Annotated in this window: 24 protein-coding genes; 7 read left to right on the top strand and 17 right to left on the bottom strand. The window is 55.4% G+C overall.

Annotated elements, in window-relative coordinates:
* Window positions 1-75: 75 nt before the first annotated feature.
* Entirely contained in the window at window positions 76-594 is a 519-nt protein-coding gene (gene sodC / locus ACMWLG_RS03060; protein WP_023311361.1) for a superoxide dismutase [Cu-Zn] SodC, read from the top strand.
* Here the strand turns inward: sodC and ACMWLG_RS03065 are convergent.
* From ACMWLG_RS03065 to ACMWLG_RS03075, 3 genes are read right to left on the bottom strand one after another with little or no spacing between them, the layout of a single operon-like run.
* Window positions 573-2,606 (bottom strand): FUSC family protein, encoded by a 2,034-nt coding sequence (locus ACMWLG_RS03065; RefSeq protein WP_045401376.1) that lies wholly within the window; start codon window positions 2,604-2,606, stop codon window positions 573-575. The genes sodC and ACMWLG_RS03065 overlap by 22 nt on opposite strands.
* Window positions 2,606-3,466 carry an HlyD family secretion protein gene (locus ACMWLG_RS03070; protein ID WP_045401373.1) on the bottom strand — a complete coding sequence of 287 codons (861 nt, stop codon included), beginning with the start codon at window positions 3,464-3,466 and terminating at the stop codon, window positions 2,606-2,608. Before ACMWLG_RS03070 ends, ACMWLG_RS03065 begins: the two co-directional genes overlap by 1 nt.
* 2 nt (window positions 3,467-3,468) lie before the next feature.
* On the bottom strand, window positions 3,469-3,705 hold the full coding sequence (locus ACMWLG_RS03075) for a DUF1656 domain-containing protein (RefSeq protein ID WP_023311364.1): 237 nt from the start codon (window positions 3,703-3,705) through the stop codon (window positions 3,469-3,471).
* A 186-nt stretch (window positions 3,706-3,891) separates the two neighbouring features.
* Here ACMWLG_RS03075 and slyA point away from each other — a divergent pair, with 186 nt between their 5' ends.
* Window positions 3,892-4,332, top strand: coding sequence for a transcriptional regulator SlyA (slyA, locus tag ACMWLG_RS03080; RefSeq protein WP_024909359.1), 441 nt, complete (start codon window positions 3,892-3,894; stop codon window positions 4,330-4,332).
* Between the two features lie 36 nt (window positions 4,333-4,368).
* On the opposite strand, the gene ACMWLG_RS03085 is transcribed toward slyA, so the two are convergent.
* A complete protein-coding gene (locus ACMWLG_RS03085) occupies window positions 4,369-5,730 on the bottom strand; it encodes a GGDEF domain-containing protein (protein ID WP_045401371.1) in 1,362 nt (453 codons plus the stop codon).
* 199 nt (window positions 5,731-5,929) lie between these two features.
* Entirely contained in the window at window positions 5,930-6,397 is a 468-nt protein-coding gene (gene slyB / locus ACMWLG_RS03090; protein WP_023311367.1) for an outer membrane lipoprotein SlyB, read from the bottom strand.
* Window positions 6,398-6,652: 255 nt separating this feature from the next.
* On the opposite strand from slyB, the gene anmK reads away from it, so the two are divergent.
* From anmK to pdxY, 5 genes are all read left to right on the top strand, one after another.
* The gene (gene anmK / locus ACMWLG_RS03095) at window positions 6,653-7,777 is read left to right on the top strand and encodes an anhydro-N-acetylmuramic acid kinase (RefSeq protein WP_045401368.1); all 1,125 of its coding nucleotides are present in this window, start codon (window positions 6,653-6,655) and stop codon (window positions 7,775-7,777) included.
* A gap of 93 nt (window positions 7,778-7,870) precedes the next feature.
* The gene (gene mliC / locus ACMWLG_RS03100; protein ID WP_023311369.1) at window positions 7,871-8,194 is read left to right on the top strand and encodes a C-type lysozyme inhibitor; all 324 of its coding nucleotides are present in this window, start codon (window positions 7,871-7,873) and stop codon (window positions 8,192-8,194) included.
* Between the two features lie 57 nt (window positions 8,195-8,251).
* A complete protein-coding gene (gene pdxH / locus ACMWLG_RS03105) occupies window positions 8,252-8,908 on the top strand; it encodes a pyridoxamine 5'-phosphate oxidase (protein ID WP_024909355.1) in 657 nt (218 codons plus the stop codon).
* Window positions 8,909-9,033: 125 nt separating this feature from the next.
* A complete protein-coding gene (tyrS, locus tag ACMWLG_RS03110) occupies window positions 9,034-10,308 on the top strand; it encodes a tyrosine--tRNA ligase (protein ID WP_023311370.1) in 1,275 nt (424 codons plus the stop codon).
* Window positions 10,309-10,374: 66 nt separating this feature from the next.
* Window positions 10,375-11,235, top strand: coding sequence for a pyridoxal kinase PdxY (gene pdxY / locus ACMWLG_RS03115; protein WP_045401365.1), 861 nt, complete (start codon window positions 10,375-10,377; stop codon window positions 11,233-11,235).
* Between the two features lie 60 nt (window positions 11,236-11,295).
* On the opposite strand, the gene gstA is transcribed toward pdxY, so the two are convergent.
* The 12 genes from gstA to blr all read right to left on the bottom strand — a co-directional run bounded on the left by gstA (window position 11,296) and on the right by blr (window position 21,569).
* Window positions 11,296-11,901, bottom strand: coding sequence for a glutathione transferase GstA (gene gstA / locus ACMWLG_RS03120; protein ID WP_045401362.1), 606 nt, complete (start codon window positions 11,899-11,901; stop codon window positions 11,296-11,298).
* Window positions 11,902-12,001: 100 nt separating this feature from the next.
* On the bottom strand, window positions 12,002-13,510 hold the full coding sequence (gene dtpA, locus ACMWLG_RS03125) for a dipeptide/tripeptide permease DtpA (RefSeq protein WP_023311373.1): 1,509 nt from the start codon (window positions 13,508-13,510) through the stop codon (window positions 12,002-12,004).
* Between the two features lie 590 nt (window positions 13,511-14,100).
* A complete protein-coding gene (nth, locus tag ACMWLG_RS03130) occupies window positions 14,101-14,736 on the bottom strand; it encodes an endonuclease III (RefSeq protein ID WP_008500570.1) in 636 nt (211 codons plus the stop codon).
* Window positions 14,733-15,419, bottom strand: coding sequence for an electron transport complex subunit E (locus ACMWLG_RS03135; RefSeq protein ID WP_023311374.1), 687 nt, complete (start codon window positions 15,417-15,419; stop codon window positions 14,733-14,735). The genes nth and ACMWLG_RS03135 overlap by 4 nt, the downstream gene beginning before the upstream one ends.
* 2 nt (window positions 15,420-15,421) lie before the next feature.
* Window positions 15,422-16,042, bottom strand: a complete 621-nt coding sequence (gene rsxG / locus ACMWLG_RS03140) for an electron transport complex subunit RsxG (protein ID WP_045401359.1) — start codon at window positions 16,040-16,042, stop codon at window positions 15,422-15,424.
* A gap of 10 nt (window positions 16,043-16,052) precedes the next feature.
* Window positions 16,053-17,105 (bottom strand): electron transport complex subunit RsxD, encoded by a 1,053-nt coding sequence (gene rsxD / locus ACMWLG_RS03145; RefSeq protein ID WP_045353851.1) that lies wholly within the window; start codon window positions 17,103-17,105, stop codon window positions 16,053-16,055.
* The gene (rsxC, locus tag ACMWLG_RS03150; protein ID WP_045401355.1) at window positions 17,106-19,241 is read right to left on the bottom strand and encodes an electron transport complex subunit RsxC; all 2,136 of its coding nucleotides are present in this window, start codon (window positions 19,239-19,241) and stop codon (window positions 17,106-17,108) included.
* Entirely contained in the window at window positions 19,234-19,812 is a 579-nt protein-coding gene (gene rsxB / locus ACMWLG_RS03155) for an electron transport complex subunit RsxB (protein WP_023311378.1), read from the bottom strand. Before rsxB ends, rsxC begins: the two co-directional genes overlap by 8 nt.
* Complete coding sequence (rsxA, locus tag ACMWLG_RS03160) at window positions 19,812-20,393, bottom strand: electron transport complex subunit RsxA (RefSeq protein WP_014883581.1); 582 nt, start codon at window positions 20,391-20,393, stop codon at window positions 19,812-19,814. Before rsxA ends, rsxB begins: the two co-directional genes overlap by 1 nt.
* A 76-nt stretch (window positions 20,394-20,469) precedes the next feature.
* Window positions 20,470-20,910: a DUF2569 domain-containing protein gene (locus ACMWLG_RS03165; protein WP_023311379.1), complete on the bottom strand. Its 441-nt coding sequence runs from the start codon at window positions 20,908-20,910 to the stop codon at window positions 20,470-20,472.
* A gap of 86 nt (window positions 20,911-20,996) precedes the next feature.
* Window positions 20,997-21,212 (bottom strand): transcription modulator YdgT, encoded by a 216-nt coding sequence (ydgT, locus tag ACMWLG_RS03170; protein WP_013096896.1) that lies wholly within the window; start codon window positions 21,210-21,212, stop codon window positions 20,997-20,999.
* Between the two features lie 231 nt (window positions 21,213-21,443).
* Window positions 21,444-21,569: a division septum protein Blr gene (blr, locus tag ACMWLG_RS03175; protein ID WP_168112406.1), complete on the bottom strand. Its 126-nt coding sequence runs from the start codon at window positions 21,567-21,569 to the stop codon at window positions 21,444-21,446.
* Between the last annotated feature and the right edge of the window lie 31 nt (window positions 21,570-21,600).

Here is a 21,600-nt window from a genome sequence, read left to right on the forward strand (position 1 = left end):
CTGAAGGTGACTTTCCGGTGAAATCTTTGCCCCTGGTATACACTTAAGGGGCAAAAAATAACCCGCGGAGGTCATATGAAGCGTTTTGCTCTGGCATTGGTCACGCTGGTTGTTTGCGCAGGGGCGCAGGCAGCCAGTGACGAAGTGGAAATGAATCTCGTCACCCCACAGGGTGTGGGTCAGTCCATCGGAACGGTGAAAATCACTGAAACCGATAAAGGACTGGAGTTTGCCCCCAACCTCAAAGCTCTCCCTCCCGGTGAACATGGTTTCCATGTTCATGCCAAAGGCAGCTGTCAGCCAGCTTTAAAAGAAGGTAAACCGTCTGCTGCGGAAGCGGCAGGAGGCCACCTCGATCCGCAGCATTCCGGCAAACATGAAGGCCCGGATGGAATGGGGCATTTAGGCGATCTGCCAGTGCTGGTGGTGAATAACGACGGTAAAGCCACCGATCCTGTCGTCGCGCCGCGACTGAAAAAGCTGGATGAGGTGAAAGGCAAAGCGCTGATGATCCACGTCGGCGGCGACAATATGTCCGATAGCCCTAAACCGCTCGGCGGCGGCGGGGCACGCTATGCGTGCGGCGTGATCTGATCCCCAATCGTTCCCGGTGGCGGTGCCTGTTCCAGCTGCGAGAGCGAGCAGTGCAGGCGCCAGATTATCGAGGCCAAATCACGGGCTGCGGGCAGATGATGCTGTGCCAGCGTATCGCAGATCCGCTGCAGCTCATTCAGCGTGGTTTCCAGCGGCCGCTGCTGGACACCGCGCTCGCTCATCACATTGCGCAGCAGGGAGATGCAAACATCCCGAACCTGCGACAGCGGATCGGAACGCGTTTCCCACGCGCGAAGCTGCCAGACCACGTGCGAGCAGTTCAACAGCACCACGCCCCAGCGCAGCAGCCAGCGCCGGGACAGCGCGTCCTGGCTGTTATTCAGCTGACTGACGTGATGATAGACCAGCGATTCATACTCGTTTTCACCCAGATGCGGTTTACGGCTGAGCTGGTCAACAAACCCTCTGCGTAACTCCCGGATATGCCTGCGGCTCTTGCGTGCATCGGAGCCGGGACGTAACACCGCGAAAGCCAGCCACGCCAGCCCCACGCCGAGGATCTTCGCCAGGTTATCATTGAGAAAATCGGCGTAATCATAAACCGGCGGATTCGTCACGGAGATAAACGAGCCCATAAAGACAATCAGCTGTCCCCAGAGGCCCGCCAGCTTAGGCATTTGCAGCTTCAGAAGCTGCATGGTGGTCAACAGGGGAAACAGGAACAGCAGGAACTGCCACAGATCGCTTATCTGTACCATCAGGCCAAACTTCACCACAAAGCTGAACAGCGACAGCAGCACCAGCGTGCGCAGCAGGAGCGTAAGCGAGTTGAACGGCGAGGCCGCGACGGAGTAAAGCACGCAGCTGATGGCGGCAAGCGTCAGGGCCGCCGTACCGGACTCCCACTGCGTGGTAATACTCCACGCCCCCACCAGCATCAGCGCACAGAAGGTGCGAAAACCGCTCCACAGCGCTTCCAGATAGTCGGTATGGCGCGCGAGTGCCGGGCTGCCGGGGACGTTGAACTCCGTCAATGGGGTCGCGTTTTCGATGGCCGTAATCCAGCGGCTGCTGCGCAGGTACAGACGGCAGAAGTAATTCAGGCGCTGCCAGAAGGCGCGATGGCGGTAGTCGTACTCATCAGCCGGGGCGAGCGGAGCGATAATCCGCGCTACGGTGTAAATGTCCGCATCCGGGCGCGCAAGGGCCGCGAGCAGCGTTTCAATCACGGCACGGGTGTTTTCAGGCGGCGTTGGCCAGTTGAGCAGCATCCGGCGAAGGCTGGAGATGGCGCTGGTCATGCGCAGCTGCTGGTGCAGCAGATAGTTAAGAAGTGTGTTCTGGCGGCGAAAGCGGTAGTGGCTCCAGAACGCCTGAATGCGCAACAGATTCATCGTCAGGATCTGTCCGATAACCTTTTCATGCGCGAGGCGGATATTGTCGCTGGTATCCGGTTGCCACAGCAGGCTCGCGTGTTCCAGTAACCGGGTATGCATGGTTTTCAGCGCGGTGATGAGCGCGGTGCCGTCGGATGTGCTGGGGAGGATCATCATCATGAAGCCACCGCTGAGGATCCCGACAATCACTTCACAAACGCGCGCCTGGGCAATATCCCACAGCTCGGTGGTGTCGAGCACGTTAACCACCGGAAAGGCGATAATGGCGGCGGTATAGCCCGCCAGCTGAAACGCGTAGGCGACGTTATTGGTAAAATGGGCGCAGGCCCAGGTACAGCAGCCCAGCCATGCGGCCAAGCTCAGCAGGAACAGCCACGGATCGTTCAGCGTATGGCCGGCGATAATTAACGCCGCGGTGGCGCCCAGCAGGCTGCCTGCGATGCGCCCAAGGCTTTTACTGATCACCCCGCCGACCGTCGGAAAACTGACCACCGCCGCAGACGTCATCGCCCAGTAGGGCTCATCCAGGTTCAGGTAATAAGCCACAGTTAGCGCAAGACACATGGCAATGCCGTTACGCAGCGCGTAGCGCCACTGGGGACGCGTCGCTTTCATCCACGGCGTGTTTTGCCAGGAGAGCCCCTGCAGCTTCATTAGCGGGTTCCGATAGAGACAGTGCAGGTGGTGCCAGACACCAGGGTAATGTCCTGCGGTAGACGGTCAAACTCAACGCGAACCGGAACGCGCTGGGCCAGACGCACCCACGGCACGTTCGGCTTTATGTCCGACACCAGACCGGAATCCGTTTCGACGCTTTGATCGTAAATAGCGCGGCCAATGCTGGATACGTGACCCTGTAACTTCTGCGAGCCGCTGTAAAGCGTAATGGCGGCAGGCGATCCCTCGCGAATATGGCGAAGCTTGGTCTCTTCAAAATAGCCCACCACGTAGAAGGAGTGGCTGTCGACGAGGGCAAAAACGGGTTGTCCCGTGGTGGCATAATTCCCCACGCGAGCGGAAAGGTTGGTTACCCACCCGTCAACCGGCGCGGTAATCACCGTTTGGGTCAACTCCCACTGGGCCTGCTTCAGCGTGGCTTCGGCTACGTTGACGCTCGCCTGCATGGCCTTTACGGTGATGTTGGCGGTGTCTAAATCTTCCGCTGAGATGTAGTTTTGCGACAGGTGGCGGCGGCGGTTGGCCTCGTTGTTAGCCTTTGCCAGATCCGACTGGGCTTTAGCCAGCTGCGCCTGGGCGTTCAGAATCGCAATGTGGTACGGGGTGTCGTCGATGCGGAATAAAATGTCTCCCTTTTTGACGAACTGGTTATCCTTAACCAACAGCGCCGTAATACTTCCCGACACCTGAGGGGTAATGCTGACCTGCTCAGCGCGAACTTTGCCGTCACGCGTCCAGGGCGATTGCATATAAAAATTCCACATCCACCAGCCCGCCACCAGCGCAAGGGCAAGGACAAGCAGGGTGGAAAAGTACTTTAGCGTTTTAAGGGACATATTCACCACACAGTCAAAACGGCAAGGCCCAGGCATACGGAAAGGGCAAACAGGGAAAGATCCATCAGCATGGGATGCCAGATTTCGCCGGAGTACATCCAGTCGCGGAGCAGGCGATGCGCGATGAGCCAGAGCATAAAGCCGACCAGAACGGCCTTAAACAGGGGAGGAAAATAGACTGACGCACCGAAGATCAGATCCTGAAGGGGTAAACCCTCTGAGCGATGAAAAAACGTCACGGGCAGAAATCCTTTGCAGTGAACAGAATGCCGCATCGGCTTGTCTTAGTATGATGAAGCATCACAATTCAGTGTAAGTCATACTTTTAAGTTGGATGAATGCAGTATTGCATTTGTTTTGGCAATACAAATGCTGCACACTATTCTAAAATCAGTATAATAACTTAGCAAGCTAATTATAAGGAGATGAAATTGGAATCGCCATTAGGTTCTGATCTGGCAAGGTTGGTACGCGTCTGGCGTGCTCTGATTGACCATCGCCTGAAACCTCTGGAACTCACACAGACGCATTGGGTCACGCTGCACAACATTCACCAGCTGCCGCCCGATCAGTCGCAAATTCAACTGGCAAAAGCGATAGGCATTGAGCAGCCGTCGCTGGTGCGCACGCTTGACCAGCTGGAAGAGAAGGGGTTGATCTCGCGGCAAACCTGCGCCAGCGATCGTCGCGCCAAGCGGATTAAACTCACCGAGAAAGCGGCGCCTATCATCACGGAAATGGAAGCCGTGATTACGAAGACGCGCGGTGAGATCCTGTCAGGCGTTTCACCGGCGGAGCTGGAAATGCTCATCAGCCTCATTGGGCGCCTCGAGCAAAACATCCATGAACTGCAGTCGCGCGACTGACAAACAACCAGGCCTTGCAGCAGCAAGGCCTTTTTTTTATTTAAAGACCACCACGCGGTTACGGCCGGTCTCCTTCGCTTCATACATCGCTTTGTCGGCATTTTCCACGCACGTTTCTGCGGCTACTGCGGCTGACGTCGCCGTAAACACCCCCATGCTGATGGTGATTGGCTCAGGTAGTTGACCGCCGCTGCTGGCGTTATCGAAGCTGCTCAGATTTAACCGAATGCGTTCCGCCACCTGGTACGCCGCGTCTGATGAGGTGTTGGCCAGCATCAGAACAAACTCCTCACCACCGATACGGGCCGCGATGTCCTGGGGGCGCACGGAATCCATCAGCAGATTAGCAACAAACTGCAGGACCTTGTCGCCCTGAAGATGTCCGTACGTGTCGTTGATACGCTTGAAGCGATCGAGATCGCTGACGATGACGGAAACCGGACGGCTGGGTTTGGCGATATCCAGCGCCTGCTTTAATGATTCATAAAAATAACTGCGGTTATACAGGCGCGTGAGCGGGTCGCGAATCGAGTTCTGGTAAGACTGCTGGTATTTTACGTGCGAGTCGCGATACAGCCTGAAGACATCGTAGAGCAGAACAAAAATAATCAGCAGCGTGGCGGCCGTTTCAAATAAGCGGGCGCGATACCAGGAGATACCTTCGGCATGTCCCCCCATCAACAGCATTGAGAGCGTGACGATATAGCAGACGCACAAAAAATTACCGCCCACCCAGAATAAATTGCGTACGCGCGTAATAAACATCAGAGTTGCTAATGTCACTACCCACAGAGCAATTAATGAAATATTAATAAACTGGCTCCAGAGAACCATAAACTGACGCGTTTCATTATCAACCAGGTCAATTGATAAGAGTTGTGAATGACTGGAATAGAACCAGGCCAATCCCACCGCACAGACCGTAAAGAGAAATTCGCCGCTCACAATCGCGATATGTGCTAATCGTGAAAGGGGAGAATTGCGCATGGTATAAAGTATTGCCGCAACGATGATGAGCACCGCCATTATTAGATGGCGGAACATATAGTAGATCATCGCATCGTTGTAGTTCACGACGTTAAACTGGTAGAGGTCCAGCCAGGCGGGAAAGCTGGACAGCGTTCCGACCATCAGCAGTGCGGAGCCCGCAAAGGCGAAGGCGAATGCCACCAGATACAACCGTTTTCTGTCGCACCAGTATTTCATCGCCATGAAACAGGCAATAAACAGGTGGAACACCAGCAGAAAAATGGTAAGCGTAGGGAATAGCAGCGGTGAAAAGGAGGGAACCCATTCAACGAGTTTTAAAAACAGAGTTTGTAATATCCCGATGACAACAATGCAACCAAGGCAGAACGCGATATAACGACTCTTTAAAGAACGACGATTCGCAATCATATACGTTATTAACGACTTTATAATGAATGAAGGTAAGAAGATTGCGAAGAGTTTAATAAATTAGCGCGCTAAATACTTTGCGCAGAAACAATATATGACGTGGTAAATAATAGGCGTGATGAATATATTTTGTAAATATATTTTTGGAAGTGATATATATTGTAAATGGATGTGGCCTAATGACCACATCCATTTTTAATTAACGTGGAGAAACGGTCACCTGACTTCCGTTGCTTGCCAGAACAACGCGCTGGCCTGCAGAGAAGCGAGTGCTGCCTTGTTTCTGTACAACCATGATCGTGCTGCCGTCGTCTTTACGAATTTCCAGCTCTACGCCCTGGGTTTTGTTCATCGCACCCTGAACGCCCTGGCCGGCTACGCCACCCGCAACGGCGCCTGCGGCTGTTGCCAGCGAGCGACCTGTACCGCCACCGACGGTATTACCGAGGAAACCACCCAGAACGGCACCGCCGATTGCACCCATTACGTTGCTTTCATCACCACCCTGGATCTGTACAGGACGTGCGTTAACAACGGTACCGTAAGTCACGTTCTGAACCTGTTTCGCTTCAGAAGCGCTGTAAACGTCGCCAGAAAGTGAACTGTCATTCACACAGCCAGCCAGAGTTAAACCAATCAGCGAAACGCCCAGTACACGTAAAATCATTTGAATCTCCTGTTCACCAAAAACGCCCAATTGGGGGCATCCGTTATGGCTAAATTATATGGCATAAGGAGCCATAGTTCATATCTTTGCACTAACAATAAGAAAATTGTACTTGAATTTGACTTAACGAGACATAAACAGGATCTGCCTGTGCTACCCGTCTGACATTGTTAAAAAATATTATCGCCGGATGGCAAAGCGGCGCCGTTTATGGTTGAGTGGGTATCCTTAGCCCACGCAACGTAAGGAAAGCGCATGAAATCGGGTCGCTACATTGGTGTGATGTCAGGCACCAGTCTGGATGGGGTAGATGTCGTACTGGCCGCCATTGACGAAAACATGGTGGCGCAGCAGGCGAGCCTGACCTGGCCAATCCCCATTTCACTGAAAGAGGATATTCTGAGTATCTGTCAGGGGCAGCAGCTTACCCTCTCCCAGCTTGGACAGCTTGATGTTCGCCTGGGGGCGCTGTTTGCGGATGCGGTGCAGGCTTTGATGCAAAAAGAACATCTTCGCCCGCAGGACGTGGTGGCCATCGGGTGTCACGGACAAACGGTCTGGCATGAGCCAGGCGGAGATGCCCCGCATACCCTGCAAATCGGCGATAACAACCAAATTGTGGCGAAGACGGGCGTGACGGTGGTTGGCGATTTCCGTCGTCGCGATATCGCCCTTGGCGGGCAGGGCGCGCCGCTGGTACCCGCGTTCCATCAGGCGTTACTGGCGCACCCTTCAGAACGGCGTATGGTGCTCAACATTGGTGGGATTGCCAACCTGTCGATGCTCATCCCAGGGCAGCCCGTACGCGGCTATGATACCGGCCCGGGCAATATGTTAATGGATGCCTGGATCTGGCGGCAGTGCGGACAACCGTATGATAAAAACGCTGAGTGGGCGAGCGGGGGGAAAGTGATTATTCCGCTGCTGCAGTCGATGCTGAGCGATCCATATTTTGCCCTGCCAGCCCCTAAGAGCACGGGGCGTGAATACTTCAACCTGGGCTGGCTTGAGCGTCAGCTGGCGCCATTCCCGGCGCTCGCGCCGCAGGATGTCCAGGCGACGCTTGCCGAGCTGACGGCCGTGTCGATCTCCGAACAGGTTCTGCTCAGCGGCGGATGTGAACGCCTGCTGGTGTGCGGCGGAGGAAGCCGCAACCCGCTGGTGATGGCGCGTCTTGCGGGGCTACTGCCGGGTACCGAAGTGACCACGACCGATGAGGCCGGCATCAGCGGGGATGATATGGAGGCGCTGGCCTTCGCCTGGCTTGCCTGGCGCACCATTGCGGGACTGCCGGGCAACTTGCCGTCGGTAACCGGCGCGCGTGAGGCGAGCGTCCTCGGGGCGATTTTCCCGGCAAATCCTCGTCATAATCAGAGTTAACTGAAATTCAGCGCGGCGCGTCGTCGTTAGAATGGAACGAAACAGGAGGGCAGCCATGCCCTCCAGGACCAGGAAAGTCTTCGGAATACGCCCATGAAAAAACTTCTTCTTATTGCCGCTCCTTTGTTGCTGTCAGGATGCAGCGTCTACAACCAGCTCCTTGAGCGCATGCAGACCGATACGCTGGAGTATCGCTGTGACGAAAAACCGCTGACCGTAAAGCTGAACAATCCACGCCAGGAAGCCAGTTTTGTTTATGACAATAAATTGCTGACGCTGAAGCAGGGGATGTCAGCCTCCGGCGCGCGTTATTCTGACGGTATCTACGTCTTCTGGTCGAAAGGCGACAGCGCCACGGTCTACAAACGCGATCGCATTGTGCTGAACAATTGCCAGCTCGAAAATCCGAAGCGTTGAGATTTTTACAGGGGCGGCGCACAATAGCGCCACCCACTCTCAATGTCAGCTAACGCCATGTCAGATAACGACGAACTGCAGCAAATTGCGCATCTGCGCCGTGAATACACTAAAGGCGGCCTGCGTCGCCAGGATCTTCCCGCTGAACCCCTCGTGCTTTTTGAACGCTGGCTGAAACAGGCCTGCGAAGCGAAACTCGCCGACCCCACGGCCATGGTCGTCGCAACGGTGGATGAAAACGGTCAACCGTATCAGCGCATCGTATTGCTCAAGCATTATGACGAGAAAGGGCTGGTGTTCTATACCAACCTCGGCAGCCGCAAGGCGCACCATTTAGAAAACAATCCGCGTATCAGCCTGCTGTTCCCCTGGCACATGCTGGAGCGTCAGGTAATGGTCACCGGCAAGGCGGAACGTCTCTCGACGCTGGAAGTGGTGAAGTATTTCCACAGCCGCCCGCGTGACAGCCAGATTGGCGCCTGGGTATCCAAACAGTCCAGTCGAATTTCTGCTCGCGGCGTGCTGGAAAGTAAATTCCTGGAGCTGAAGCAGAAGTTCCAGCAGGGGGAAATTCCTCTGCCAAGCTTCTGGGGCGGGTTCCGCATCCCGATTGAGCAGATGGAGTTCTGGCAGGGGGGCGAACATCGCCTGCATGACCGCTTTTTATACCAGCGCGAGAATGGCGGCTGGAAAATCGACAGACTGGCACCATAATCCCCGAAATTTGTTGATTTAAGCGCTAGCGCACACCGCGCTTGCGCTTTATTCTATGGTCCTTTCGCATCAGGCGAAAAGTCGTGTACCGGCAAAGGTGCAGTCGTTTATACATGGAGAATTTGATGGCAAGCAGTAACTTGATTAAACAATTGCAAGAGCGGGGTCTCGTGGCCCAGGTGACGGACGAGGAAGCGTTAGCAGAGCGACTGGCGCAAGGCCCGATCGCGCTCTATTGCGGCTTCGATCCCACCGCTGACAGCTTGCATTTGGGGCATCTTGTTCCATTGTTATGCCTGAAACGCTTCCAGATGGCGGGCCACAAGCCTGTTGCGCTGGTGGGCGGCGCGACCGGCCTGATTGGTGACCCAAGCTTTAAAGCCGCTGAGCGTAAACTGAACACCGAAGATACCGTGCAGGAGTGGGTGGATAAGATCCGCAAACAGGTTGCACCGTTCCTCGACTTCAACTGTGGTGATAACTCTGCCATTGCCGCGAACAACTACGACTGGTTTGGCAGCATGAACGTGCTGACCTTCCTGCGCGACATCGGCAAGCACTTCTCTGTTAACCAGATGATTAACAAAGAGGCCGTTAAGCAGCGTCTGAACCGTGACGACCAGGGTATCTCCTTTACCGAGTTCTCCTACAACCTGCTGCAGGGTTATGACTTTGCCTGCCTGAACAAGCTGCACGGCGTTTCCCTGCAGATTGGCGGTTCCGATCAGTGGGGTAACATCACCTCCGGTATCGACCTGACCCGTCGTCTGCACCAGAACCAGGTCTTCGGTCTGACCGTTCCGCTGATCACCAAAGCCGACGGCACCAAATTCGGTAAGACTGAGGGCGGCGCAGTATGGCTCGATCCGAAGAAAACCAGCCCGTACAAGTTCTACCAGTTCTGGATCAACACGGCGGATGCCGATGTTTATCGCTTCCTGAAGTTCTTCACCTTCATGGATATCGCAGAGATCAATGCTCTGGAAGAAGAAGACAAGAACAGCGGTAAAGCGCCGCGCGCGCAGTACGTGCTGGCGGACGAAGTGACCAAACTGGTTCACGGTGAAGAAGGTCTGGCCGCGGCAAAACGCATTACCGCAAGCCTGTTCAACGGTACCCTGAGCGATCTGAGCGAAGCGGACTTCGAACAGCTGGCGCAGGACGGCGTGCCGATGGTTGAGATGGAAAAAGGGGCTGACCTGATGCAGGCGCTGGTGGACTCTGAGCTCCAGCCTTCGCGCGGTCAGGCGCGTAAAACCATCGCGTCTAACGCTATCACCATCAACGGTGAGAAACAGGCCGACCCGGAATACACCTTCGTTGACGGTGACCGTCTGTATGGCCGCTACACGCTGCTGCGTCGCGGTAAGAAAAACTACTGCCTTGTCTGCTGGAAATAATTAACAGTCTCCAGGGGCGTGGGAAACCACGCCCCTTTTGTTTTTTCAGGGTTTGGTAAGAAAAAAATGAAGAACATCCTCGCCATTCAGTCCCACGTTGTTTTTGGACACGCTGGCAATAGCGCCGCGGAATTCCCGATGCGTCGCCTCGGCGTCAACGTCTGGCCCCTTAATACCGTACAGTTCTCTAATCACACGCAATACGGCAAATGGACCGGCTGCGTAATGCCGCCTTCGCACCTCAGCGAGGTTGTGCAGGGGATTGCCGATATCGACCAGCTTAAACGCTGTGACGCCGTGCTGAGCGGCTACCTCGGCTCAGCGGAGCAGGGGGAGCATATCCTCGGCATCGTACGCCAGGTGAAAGCCGCAAACCCGGCGGCAAAATACTTCTGCGACCCCGTTATGGGCCACCCGGAGAAAGGCTGCATCGTGGCGCCTGGCGTTGCAGAGTTTCACGTCCGCCACGCGCTGCCCGCCAGCGATATCATTGCGCCAAACCTGGTCGAACTCGAAATTCTCTGCGAGCATCCGGTTAACAGCGTTGAAGAGGCGGTAAGCGCGTCTCGTGAGCTGATCGCTCAGGGGCCTGAAGTTGTGCTGGTAAAACACCTTGCGCGCGCAGGGCTGAGTCAGGACCATTTTGAGATGCTTCTGGTGACGAAAGATGACGCCTGGCATATCAGCCGTCCGCTGGTGGATTTCGGCCTGCGCCAGCCGGTTGGGGTCGGGGATGTCACCAGCGGTCTGCTGCTGGTGAAATTACTGCAGGGGGCGACGATGCGCGACGCGCTGGAGCACGTTACCGCGGCGGTGTACGAAATCATGATTGCGACGAAAGAGATGCAGGAATATGAACTGCAGGTGGTTGCGGCACAGGATCGTATCGCGAAGCCGGAGCACTATTTCAGCGCAACCCGGTTATAACCGGCCAAAACGTGTAGGCCGGGTGAGCGTCAGCGCCACCCGGCAACACAGGCCGCTCGGTTAGTTCAACCCTTCCGCTTTCAGCGCCGCAGCTACTGCAGGACGCTCTGCCACGCGTTTCATATACGATGCAATATGGTCTAACCCTTCCAGGTTCAACTTAACCGCGCGCGCCCAGCGCAGCACAGTAAACAGATACGCATCGGCAATCGTGAAGCGCGAACCACAAATCCACTGTTCGTCTTTCAGCGATTCGTTAACGTACTGCAGCTTTTTCTCAAGAAGCGCACGCAGGGTCGGCTTGAACTCTTCTGGGGTATCCGGGCGGAACAGCGGCGTAAATCCTTTGTGCAGTTCGGTCGCAATGTAGTTCAGCCATTCCAGCGTCTTATAGCGAGAAATGGTACTGACCGGTGCCAGCAGCTGACGATCGGGTACGCTATCGGCCAGGAACTGCATAATCGCGACGCCTTCGGTCAGCAGAGTACCGTCATCCAGCAAGAGCACCGGAACTTGTCCCTTGGGGTTAATGGCAAGAAAATCATCGCCATTTTCCAGACGCTTTTTCATCAGATCAACGCCATCCAGCGTGAAATCTTTGCCGCTCTCGCGCAGGGTGATATGGGAAGCAAGAGAGCACGCGCCCGGTTTGTAGAACAGTTTCATCGGTAACTCCTTTTTGCTGAGGTTTCAGCTATGTTAGTGCGCCAACGGACAAAAAAAAAGCCGCTAATATGCATTAGCGGCTCGTCGTTTCTCAATAATCTTACGCGGTAGCGGTTTTGGTCGCTTCAGCCGTCTTGTCGTCGTCCTGAGTCATACGATTCAGTTTCGGCGCGGTCAGCAGCATCAGAACTGCAATAACCGCAGTCGCGATACCAATCTGCATGAACACGGTGCCGTAGACGTTAAGGGAGACCAGTGGGTCAGTGACGTTTTCAGGCACAGCCATCAGGTTCGCAATTTTACCCGCAATGATTGCCGCACCGGCAGTGGTCAGGAACCAGCTACCCATAATGAAGCCCATCAGACGCTGCGGCACCAGCTGTGCAACCATCGCCAGACCCAGACCGGAGATCATCAGCTCACCGATAGACTGCAGCGCGTAGCTCAGGATCAGCCAGTTAACGGACACGATACCCGCGTCGGTGGCAAATTTGGTACCCAGCGGCAGCACCAGGAACGCGCCGGAGCACAGCACCATACCGATCGCAAACTTGTGCGGCATCGGCAGACGGTCGCCCATCTTGTTATAGATAGCGGCCAGAATCGGGCTACCAATCATGATCCAGAACGGGTTCAGCGCCTGATACTGTTCCGGTTCGAACGCGATGCCCAGAATTGAGTGCTCAACGTTACGAATGGCGAAGAAGTTCAGTGAGGTTGGCATCTGGCTGTACAGCACGAAGAAGATAATCGCTTCCAGCATCAGAATGAACGCCACAATCATCTTGCGACGGGCAGCACCCTGCATGGCGAACGCTTCTTTCGCAAAGATAACCACGATACCCAGCGCAACCACGCCCAGAACGGCACGGGCGATACCCTGGTTGTGCAACAGCCAGGTGGCAATTGCCGCGAGGACAACAACGCCCACGATGGTGGCCAGCAGTTTGCCCATATGAACAGGCTCGAAGTCAGGTTTTGAACCGTAGTCTTTAACCCAGCTGCGGCAGAACAGGAAGTTCACCACGGTGATCAGCATACCCACGAAGCTCAGCGCGAACGCCACGCTCCAGCCGAACTTAGCTGCGAGCCATGGGGTTGCCAGCATCGAGAAGAACGAACCGATGTTGATGGACATGTAGTACATGGTAAATGCACCGTCCAGACGCGGATCGTCTTTGCTGTAGCAGGTAGAGAGCAGGGAGGACGGGTTTGCTTTGAACAGACCGTTACCGACGGCAATCGTCGCCATACCCATATACACGACAGCGGCATCGTGCCCTGACCATGCAACCAGACCATAGCCAATCGCCAGGACAATGGCGCCCAGCATGATGACACGTTTAGTCCCGAGGACTTTATCACCCAGCCAGCCGCCAATTGCGACCAGACCGTACACCAGAGCACTAAAGGAAGAGAACAGCGTGATGGAATCGGCTTCGGACATACCCAGCTGTTTTACCAGGTAAACCGCCATGATCCCTTGCAGGCCGTAATAACCAAAACGCTCCCATAACTCGATAGAGAAGATGAGATAGAACGCTTTAGGCTGTTTAAAAGCGTTAAGACTTACGCTTTCATCTGTTGGTTTATTGTTTGCAGTAGACACATATACCTCTTTTTTTACATCCCATATTAACGGGGGTGTTCATAGCGTGATGGCCGTCGTCCATACGCCTTATAGTTATATTGGGAGGAGAAACGGCGGGTAATGTTCACTATCCTGCCCCATCTGGCAATACATTTGTAATAATCTGTTACATATATCTGAAGTGGTATAATCGTCGGTTCATATAAATGTTATTCAGCGTTAAATTTCATACGATGATTAAAGGTAGTTTTTTCGACTGGCAATAACCCACTTCAACCGGCCTTTGGCGATATGTTCTGCTATTTGCCGCTTATCGCAGTGATATAGCCCATATTCTGAAAAATAGCTGGTCTTATCTTCGGCAATGGAAGGAGAGTATCTTGTCAGACAAAGGGTTTAGGCGGGTTTTGACAACAAAAATTCAACATGAAGTTATCAGGGTGATCGCGATCACAGATGTATAGAAATTTTTGGCTATGAAAAAAGTATTAACCTGTTTGAGCGTTAAACAACCGAACAAGTGACAGGTCAGGGGGAACGAAAGACGGACAAATAACGGCCAAAAGAAGGGTACCTGGTAGCCCTTCTTTTGGTAAGGGTTGTGACGATCAGGGATACACTTTTTCTTTGTATTCGCAGAGATCTTCAATAATGCAGGAGCCGCAGCGAGGCTTACGGGCAATACAGGTATAGCGACCGTGCAGAATCAGCCAGTGATGGCAATCAACCTTAAATTCGGCCGGAACCACCTTTAACAGCTTCTCTTCGACCTGCTCAACATTTTTCCCCGGCGCGAAGTTAGTCCGGTTAGACACGCGGAAAATATGCGTATCCACGGCGATGGTCGGCCAGCCAAACGCGGTGTTGAGCACCACGTTCGCAGTCTTACGCCCCACGCCCGGTAAGGCTTCCAGCGCGGCGCGATCTTCCGGTACTTCGCCCCCGTGCTGTTCCAGCAGGATCCGGCAGGTCTTAATGACGTTCTCGGCTTTGCTGTTAAACAGGCCGATGGTTTTGATATAGGACTTCACGCCTTCCACGCCCAGCTCCAGCATGGCTTTTGGCGTATTGGCGACCGGATAGAGCAGGGCAGTGGCTTTATTGACGCTCACATCGGTCGCCTGCGCAGAGAGCAACACCGCGATCAGCAGCTCAAACGGGGAGGTAAAGTTCAGCTCCGTCGTCGGATGCGGGTTCTCGTCCCGCAGACGGGTCAGGATCGCAATGCGCTTTTCTTTATTCATGAAGCCTTCTCGGGTGTCCCTTCCAGAACGCTACGCTCAGCCGCGCGGCGCTTACGTTTCTCATCAATCAGGTATTTTATCGCCAGCATCATGCCAAGGCCAATAAACGCGCCAGGGGGCAGCATTGCCAGCAGGAATGGCGTATCGGTGTGGAAAACTTCAACGCGCAGCGCTTTGGCCCAGCCGCCCAGCAGCGCATCTGCGCCGTCAAACAGCGTACCGTTACCGAGGATCTCGCGCAGCGAGCCCAGCACGAACATGGCGCAGGTGGCGCCCATTCCAATGGAAAAACCATCCAGCGCCGACATGGCGGGACTGTTTTTCACCGCGAACGCTTCCGCACGGCCAACGACGATACAGTTGGTGACGATAAGGGGAATAAAGATCCCAAGCGACTGGTACAGGCCGAATGCGTAAGCGTTGATGAGCATTTGTACGACGCTAACAACAGACGCAATGATCATGACGTAAATCGGAATACGAATTTCCGACGGCGTCCAGCGGCGCAGGGCGGAGATGGAGAGGTTGGTCAGGGTCAGCACCAGCGTGGTTGCCAGACCCAGACCGAGCGCGTTGGTGGCGGTGGACGTTACCGCCAGCAGTGGGCACATCCCCAGAAGCTGGACCAGCGCGGAGTTGTTCTTCCACAACCCCTGGACAATAACCTCTTTAACCTGGCTCATGATTACTCCCTACAGGCCGGAAGATTGTTGATTTGCGCGGGCAGCGTTTCGGCATACAGCCCGGCTCGTTTTACGGCGTTCACCACGGCGCGCGGCGTGATGGTCGCGCCGGTGAACTGGTCGAACTCGCCGCCATCTTTCTTCACCGCAAACGCGGTATCCCCTTCGCCATGGATAACTTTACTGGCGAAGTGCAAAATCCAGTCGCTCAGACGGGTTTCAATTTTATCGCCCAGGCCCGGCGTTTCATGATGCTGCGTCACGCGGGTACCCAGTATTGTGCCGGAGAAATCGCTGCCGACGAGCAGTTGAATGGCGCCGGAATAGCCGTCGGGCGCCGTCGCTTCCATCACCGCGCCTACCGGTTTATCCCCTTTGCGGGCAATAAAGAGGCGGTGAGAGCCTTTCCCAAGCTGCGGCGCGTCTACCACAAAGCAGCTCTTTTGCAGGTCATTATCGTAGAAATCTGATGGGATCACCTGATCGAACAGCGCCTTTTGCTGCTTTGAAGCCTGCTCTTCGATGGTCGTTTTGGTTAACGAGTTAACCAGGGCCGTCAGCCCGGTCAGGACCGCGGCGAAGACAGCCAGCGTGACGCCGTGTTTTTGCATCGTTTTTAACATGGCGAAACCCTTAGCGATGGCCGTACACGCGCGGACGCGTGTAATAGTCGATGAGCGGAACGGTAATGTTGGCGAGCAGGACGGCAAACGCGACGCCGTCCGGGTAACCGCCAAAGCTGCGGATCAGCCATACCAGCAGGCCTGCCAGCGCGCCGAAGATCAGGCGGCCGCGGTTAGTCGTTGACGCCGTAACCGGGTCCGTCAGGATAAAGAAGGCACCCAGCATGGTCGCCCCGGAGAGCAGGTGCATCTGCGGGCTGGCGAGTGATTCAGGAGAGAATACCCATCCCAGCGTGGCGCAAACCGCCAGCGTCACGAGGAAGCTGACCGGAATATGCCAGCGAATGGCTTTCTGCTGCAGCAGGAACAGGCCGCCCAGCAGATACGCCAGGTTGACCCACTGCCAGCCTGCACCCGCCAGCATGCCGCTGTAAATCGCGGATTTCATAATCTGCTCAACGCTGTGCCCGGCATGCAGGGACGTTTTAAAGGTATCGAGAGGCGTCGCCTGGCTGATGCCGTCCACGCCCATGCGCAGCGCGTTCATGTCAGCGCCCAGCGCCGTATGGCCGGTAAAGATAACGTGCAGGGCATCCATAAAGCCCGGAACCGTGGCCGCAATCTCGTGCGGCGGCAGCCAGCTGGTCATCTGCACCGGGAAGGAGATCAGCAGCACCACGTAGCCAATCATCGCCGGGTTAAACGGGTTATGGCCGAGCCCGCCGTACAGCTGTTTGGCAATGATCACGGCAAACACGGTACCGAGCACGACCATCCACCACGGGGCAAACGGCGGAATACTGATGGCGAGCAGCAGGCCGGTCAGCAGCGCGGAGTTGTCAGCCAGAATGCGTGACACCGCCATCTTACGCAGCTTCAGGACGAGTGCTTCCGCCGCGACGGCGCTGGCGCAGCCCAGGGCTATCTGGAACAGGGTTCCCCAGCCGAAAAACCAGCACTGAACGGCAATGCCCGGCAGCGCGGCCAGGCAGACCAGCATCATAATGCGTGATGTCTGACGCTGGTTGTGGGTGTAGGGGGAACTTGCGATTCTGAAAACCATTTAATCCTCGTTTACGGCTTGCTGTGCGGCTTTCTTCGCCTGAACGCGCGCAATGGCGGCGGCGACGGCGGCCTTGCGCGGGTCATCGTTGGCGGCCTGCGGCTGCTCTTCCTGCTGCGCTGCCTTACGGGCTTTGGCGCGGGCAATCGCTGCTTCTACGGCGGCTTTACGCGGGTCGACCGGTGGTGCTTCTGCTTCTGATACTACCGTTGGTGCCTGCTGCGCAGCCTTACGGGCTTTAGCCCGTGCAATCGCTGCTTCTACGGCGGCTTTACGCGGGTCGACCTGTGGTGCTTCTGCTTCTGATACTGCCTCTGGCGCCTGCTGCGCAGCCTTACGGGCTTTGGCCCGGGCTATCGCCGCTTCAACCGCGGCTTTGCGCGGATCGACCGCATCCTGCTCGATGACCACGCTTCGCTCACCCGATTTGCGGGCTTTGGCGCGCGCAATCGCCGCTTCAACGGCCGCTTTACGCGGGTCGATCTCAGTATCTGCCTGAACCGTTTGCGCTTTTTCCGCCTGACGCGCGCGAGCCGCAGCCTTTCGCGCTTCGCGAGCGGCAATCGCTTCGCTGTTATCCGGTTTTTCCCCGGCCTGGATCACTACCGTCTGGGCGGCATCGGCTTTTTTCTCACGAACGCGCGCCAGTGCGGCGTTAATCGCATCCTGATCTTTCCCGGCAGGCTGAACGGCGGCCTGCTTATGGCGTTCCTGACGGGCGATTTTTTCGCGCTCCAGTCGCGCCTGACGTGCTTCGAAACGTGCCTTGGCTTCCGCGGCGCGTTTTTCTTCCATGGAAATGGCATAAATCTCGGCCTTCTCCTGACGGAAGTATTGCACCAGCGGAATGTTGCTTGGGCAGACCCAGGCGCAGGCGCCGCATTCAATGCAGTCGGCCAGGTTATGGGATTTTGCCTTGTCGTGCAGCTGGCCTTTGCTGTACCAGTACAGCTGCTGCGGGAGCAGATCCGCCGGGCAGGCATCGGCACAGGCGCTGCAGCGGATGCAACCTTTCTCTTCCTGTTCTTCACCCATTTCGGTTGGGGAAGGGGCGAGCAGACAGTTCGTGATTTTCACTACCGGAACGTCCAGCCACGGCAGCGTAAAGCCCATCAGCGGGCCGCCCATGATCACCATCTGGTCGCTGGTCGGGCAAAATTCAGCCTGTTCCAGCAGATGGCGCACCGGCGTACCCAGACGCGCCCAGACGTTGCCCGGACGGGAAACCGACTCGCCGGTCAGCGTCACCACGCGCTCGGTCAACGGCTCGCCGTCAATCACCGCGCGTTTCACCGCATAGGCGGTGCCGACGTTTTGCATCAGCACGCCGATATCCGAAGAGCGTCCGCCGTGCGGAACCTGCTTGCCGGTCAGAATTTGCGTCAGCTGTTTTGCGCCGCCAGAAGGGTACTTGGTCGGGATAACGCGCAGGCTAATATCGTGACTGCCCGCCAGCACGGCGCGCAGCATCGAAATGGCCTGCGGTTTATTGTCTTCGATACCAATCAGCACTTCCCGCGGCTTAAGAATGTGCGCCAGGATGCGGATGCCTTCCACCACCTGAGCGGCGCAATCCTGCATCAGACGATCGTCGGCGGTGATATAGGGCTCGCACTCGGCGGCGTTGATAATCAACGTCTGGATGTTATCGCCACCGCCGCGCAGCTTAACGCCGGTCGGGAAGCCCGCGCCGCCCAGCCCGGCGACGCCGAACTGATGAATACGCTCGATAAGCGCTTCGCGGCTCTGGCTGCGGTAATCGCTCCAGCCGTCACGTTCAATCCAGCGGTCTTCGCCGTCGGCTTCAATGATCACGCTCAGCTCCGATAGAGCGGACGGATGGGCCACCGTATGAGGGGCAATCGCCACTACTTTACCGGAGGTAGGGGCGTGTATCGGCAGCATACGTCCACGGCCAAAGGTCAGCGGCTGACCGCGAAGAACCGTATCGCCTTCTTTCACGCACAGCTCGCCCTCAGCGCCAATATGCTGTTTGAGCGGCATGACGTAACGCGTCGCCAGCGGAATTTGACGCAGCGGCGTGCCGTTGGACTGGGTTTTCATCTCCGGCGGATGGATACCGCCGTCAAAGTCCCAAATCTTCTCTTTTCTGAAAGCAGAAAATAACTTAAGCATGTTGTTCCACAGGAATGATGCGAACCGGAATGGTTTGAAGATCCCACTTCCAGCTTTCGGTAGTCGTTTCAACCGGGCGCAGCTCAATACATTGCGTCGGGCAGGGGGCCACGCAGAGGTTACAGCCGGTGCACAGATCCGCCACGACGGTGTGCATGGCGCGGGTGGCGCCAACAATGGCGTCAACCGGGCAGGCCTGAATACATTTGGTACAGCCGATGCAGTTTGCCTCGTCGATCACGGCGAGGGCGCGAACCGGCTCCTGCACCTCCGCATCGCCATCAACGGGCTGCGGATCGACGTTAAGCAGGGCCGCAATTTTCAGCATCACCGCTTCGCCGCCGGGGGCGCAGCGGTTAATTTTTTCACCCTGAATTCCTACCGCTTCGGCATAGGGACGGCAGCCCGGGTAGCCGCACTGCCCGCACTGGCTTTGCGGCAAAAGCTCATCAATTTTTTCAACAACAGGATCGTCCTCTACGGCGAAACGGCGGGAGGCGTAACCCAGGATAAGGCCAAACACCAACCCCAGGACGCTGATAGAGGCGATGGCAATCCAGATAGCATTCATTACAACTTCACCAGACCACTAAAGCCCATAAAGGCCAGAGACATTAAACCAGCGGTCACCAGCGCAATCGCGTTACCGCGGAAGGGAGCAGGGATATCCGCTGCCGCCAGACGCTCGCGAATCGACGCGAAGAGGACCATAACAAATGAGAAACCGACGGCGGCGGAAAAACCGTACAGCGCCGACTGCATGAAGTTATGGCCAAGGTTGATGTTCAGCAGCGCAACGCCGAGAACGGCACAGTTGGTGGTGATCAGCGGCAGGAAGATACCCAGCAGGCGATAGAGGGCCGGGCTGGTTTTACGCACCACCATTTCAGTAAATTGCACAACAACCGCAATGACCAGAATAAAAGCCAGCGTACGAAGATAGATTAACCCCAGCGGGATGAGGATCCAGGTATCAATCAACCACGCGCAGATGGACGCCATCGTCATGACGAAGGTTGTCGCCAGCCCCATGCCCATCGCCGTTTCCAGCTTTTTGGACACGCCCATAAACGGGCACAGGCCAAGGAACTTCACCAGAACGAAGTTGTTAACCAGCACGGTGCCGACAAAGAGCAGTAAGTAATCGGTCATTATTTAGCCTGAAATAAAAAAGCCGCCTATTATCGGACAAACTCACGCAGGCGACAACAGGTTATCTGTAAGGTTATTACGGGTTCACGAAGGTGTTTTTTACCCGCGTCGAACGCTTGAAATAGGGGACCAGCAGCGCGGCGGCCAGTAACGGGAAAAGCAGCTGACGAACGGCCAGAGCGTCTGATACGGGCGAAAAAGCAAAGGCTTTCACCGCCAGCAGAACCGAAATCAGCAGCCAGATAATGTAGTGTTTAGGTACACTTTTGCGGCGCTTAAAGAAAGCGATGGTCAACCACAGGGTGTAGTACCACATTCCAATTGCGAAAACGAACGACACAAACCACATCGCAATATTCAGCACGCTTTGCGACATCAGTGTCTGGATGGCGTGAGGGGTAATCAGTGCGGTGGTATACAGCAGCAGCGCAAGCGATGCGCTTAATAAGGCAACCAGCAGCCATGCCAGTGGGGCGATTAACCAGCCTCCAATGCGTTCTCCAGGCGTTGCGGTCATGAACTCTCCCATAATCTGCGCGAAATGTTGTACAGCCAGTTTGCAGGGCGGAGAGTATATAACATTTCGCGCGGATGGCTACTTTCTTATAAAACGTAACGCCATACGGACTTAGGCACTTCACCCACGTTGAACAAACGACCTCCGGAAACCAGCTCCGCACGGCGATGGTCAGCGGCGCGATACATATTAATGATGTCCTGATTATCCGACAGGGTGTAGTTCAGATGGTCAAACAGTTTTTCCAGGCTCTCAAGCGAATTGATCTTGCGAAATTTTAATAAATAGTCCTGAACTGTCATATTAATAAGTTTCCATATAAAAGTGAGTAATACCAGTTAAGGTAATTCGTTCGAATAATAAACGGATTAATAAAGACGTAAACAGCCCACTCAGGTAACGCGACGAAATTAGGAGTTTTCTTTGCTGAAATTCAGGCATCAGACGATGCCTGGAAGAGAAGGTTAACCGTGTTCACCAGGGCTGGCAATAAGTAACTGACATATTATGTCACTCTTTATTGCAGTAACCGGTTACTTAGGTTGGGCGACTGTGACAGGCTCCGGCGGCTGGTAGTTATCGATATGGCTGGCAACACCCAGCAAAATGACCGAAACCCCAAGAACAATCCATCCCGCTAATTCAATGATTCGATTAATAATTGACGTCATGATTCGTAGTTGTACTTTA

The sequence above is a fragment of the Enterobacter sp. 01-M-02-SI-ECC genome, from assembly GCF_047530595.1.
GTDB classification, from domain to species: Bacteria; Pseudomonadota; Gammaproteobacteria; order Enterobacterales; family Enterobacteriaceae; genus Enterobacter; species Enterobacter cloacae_M.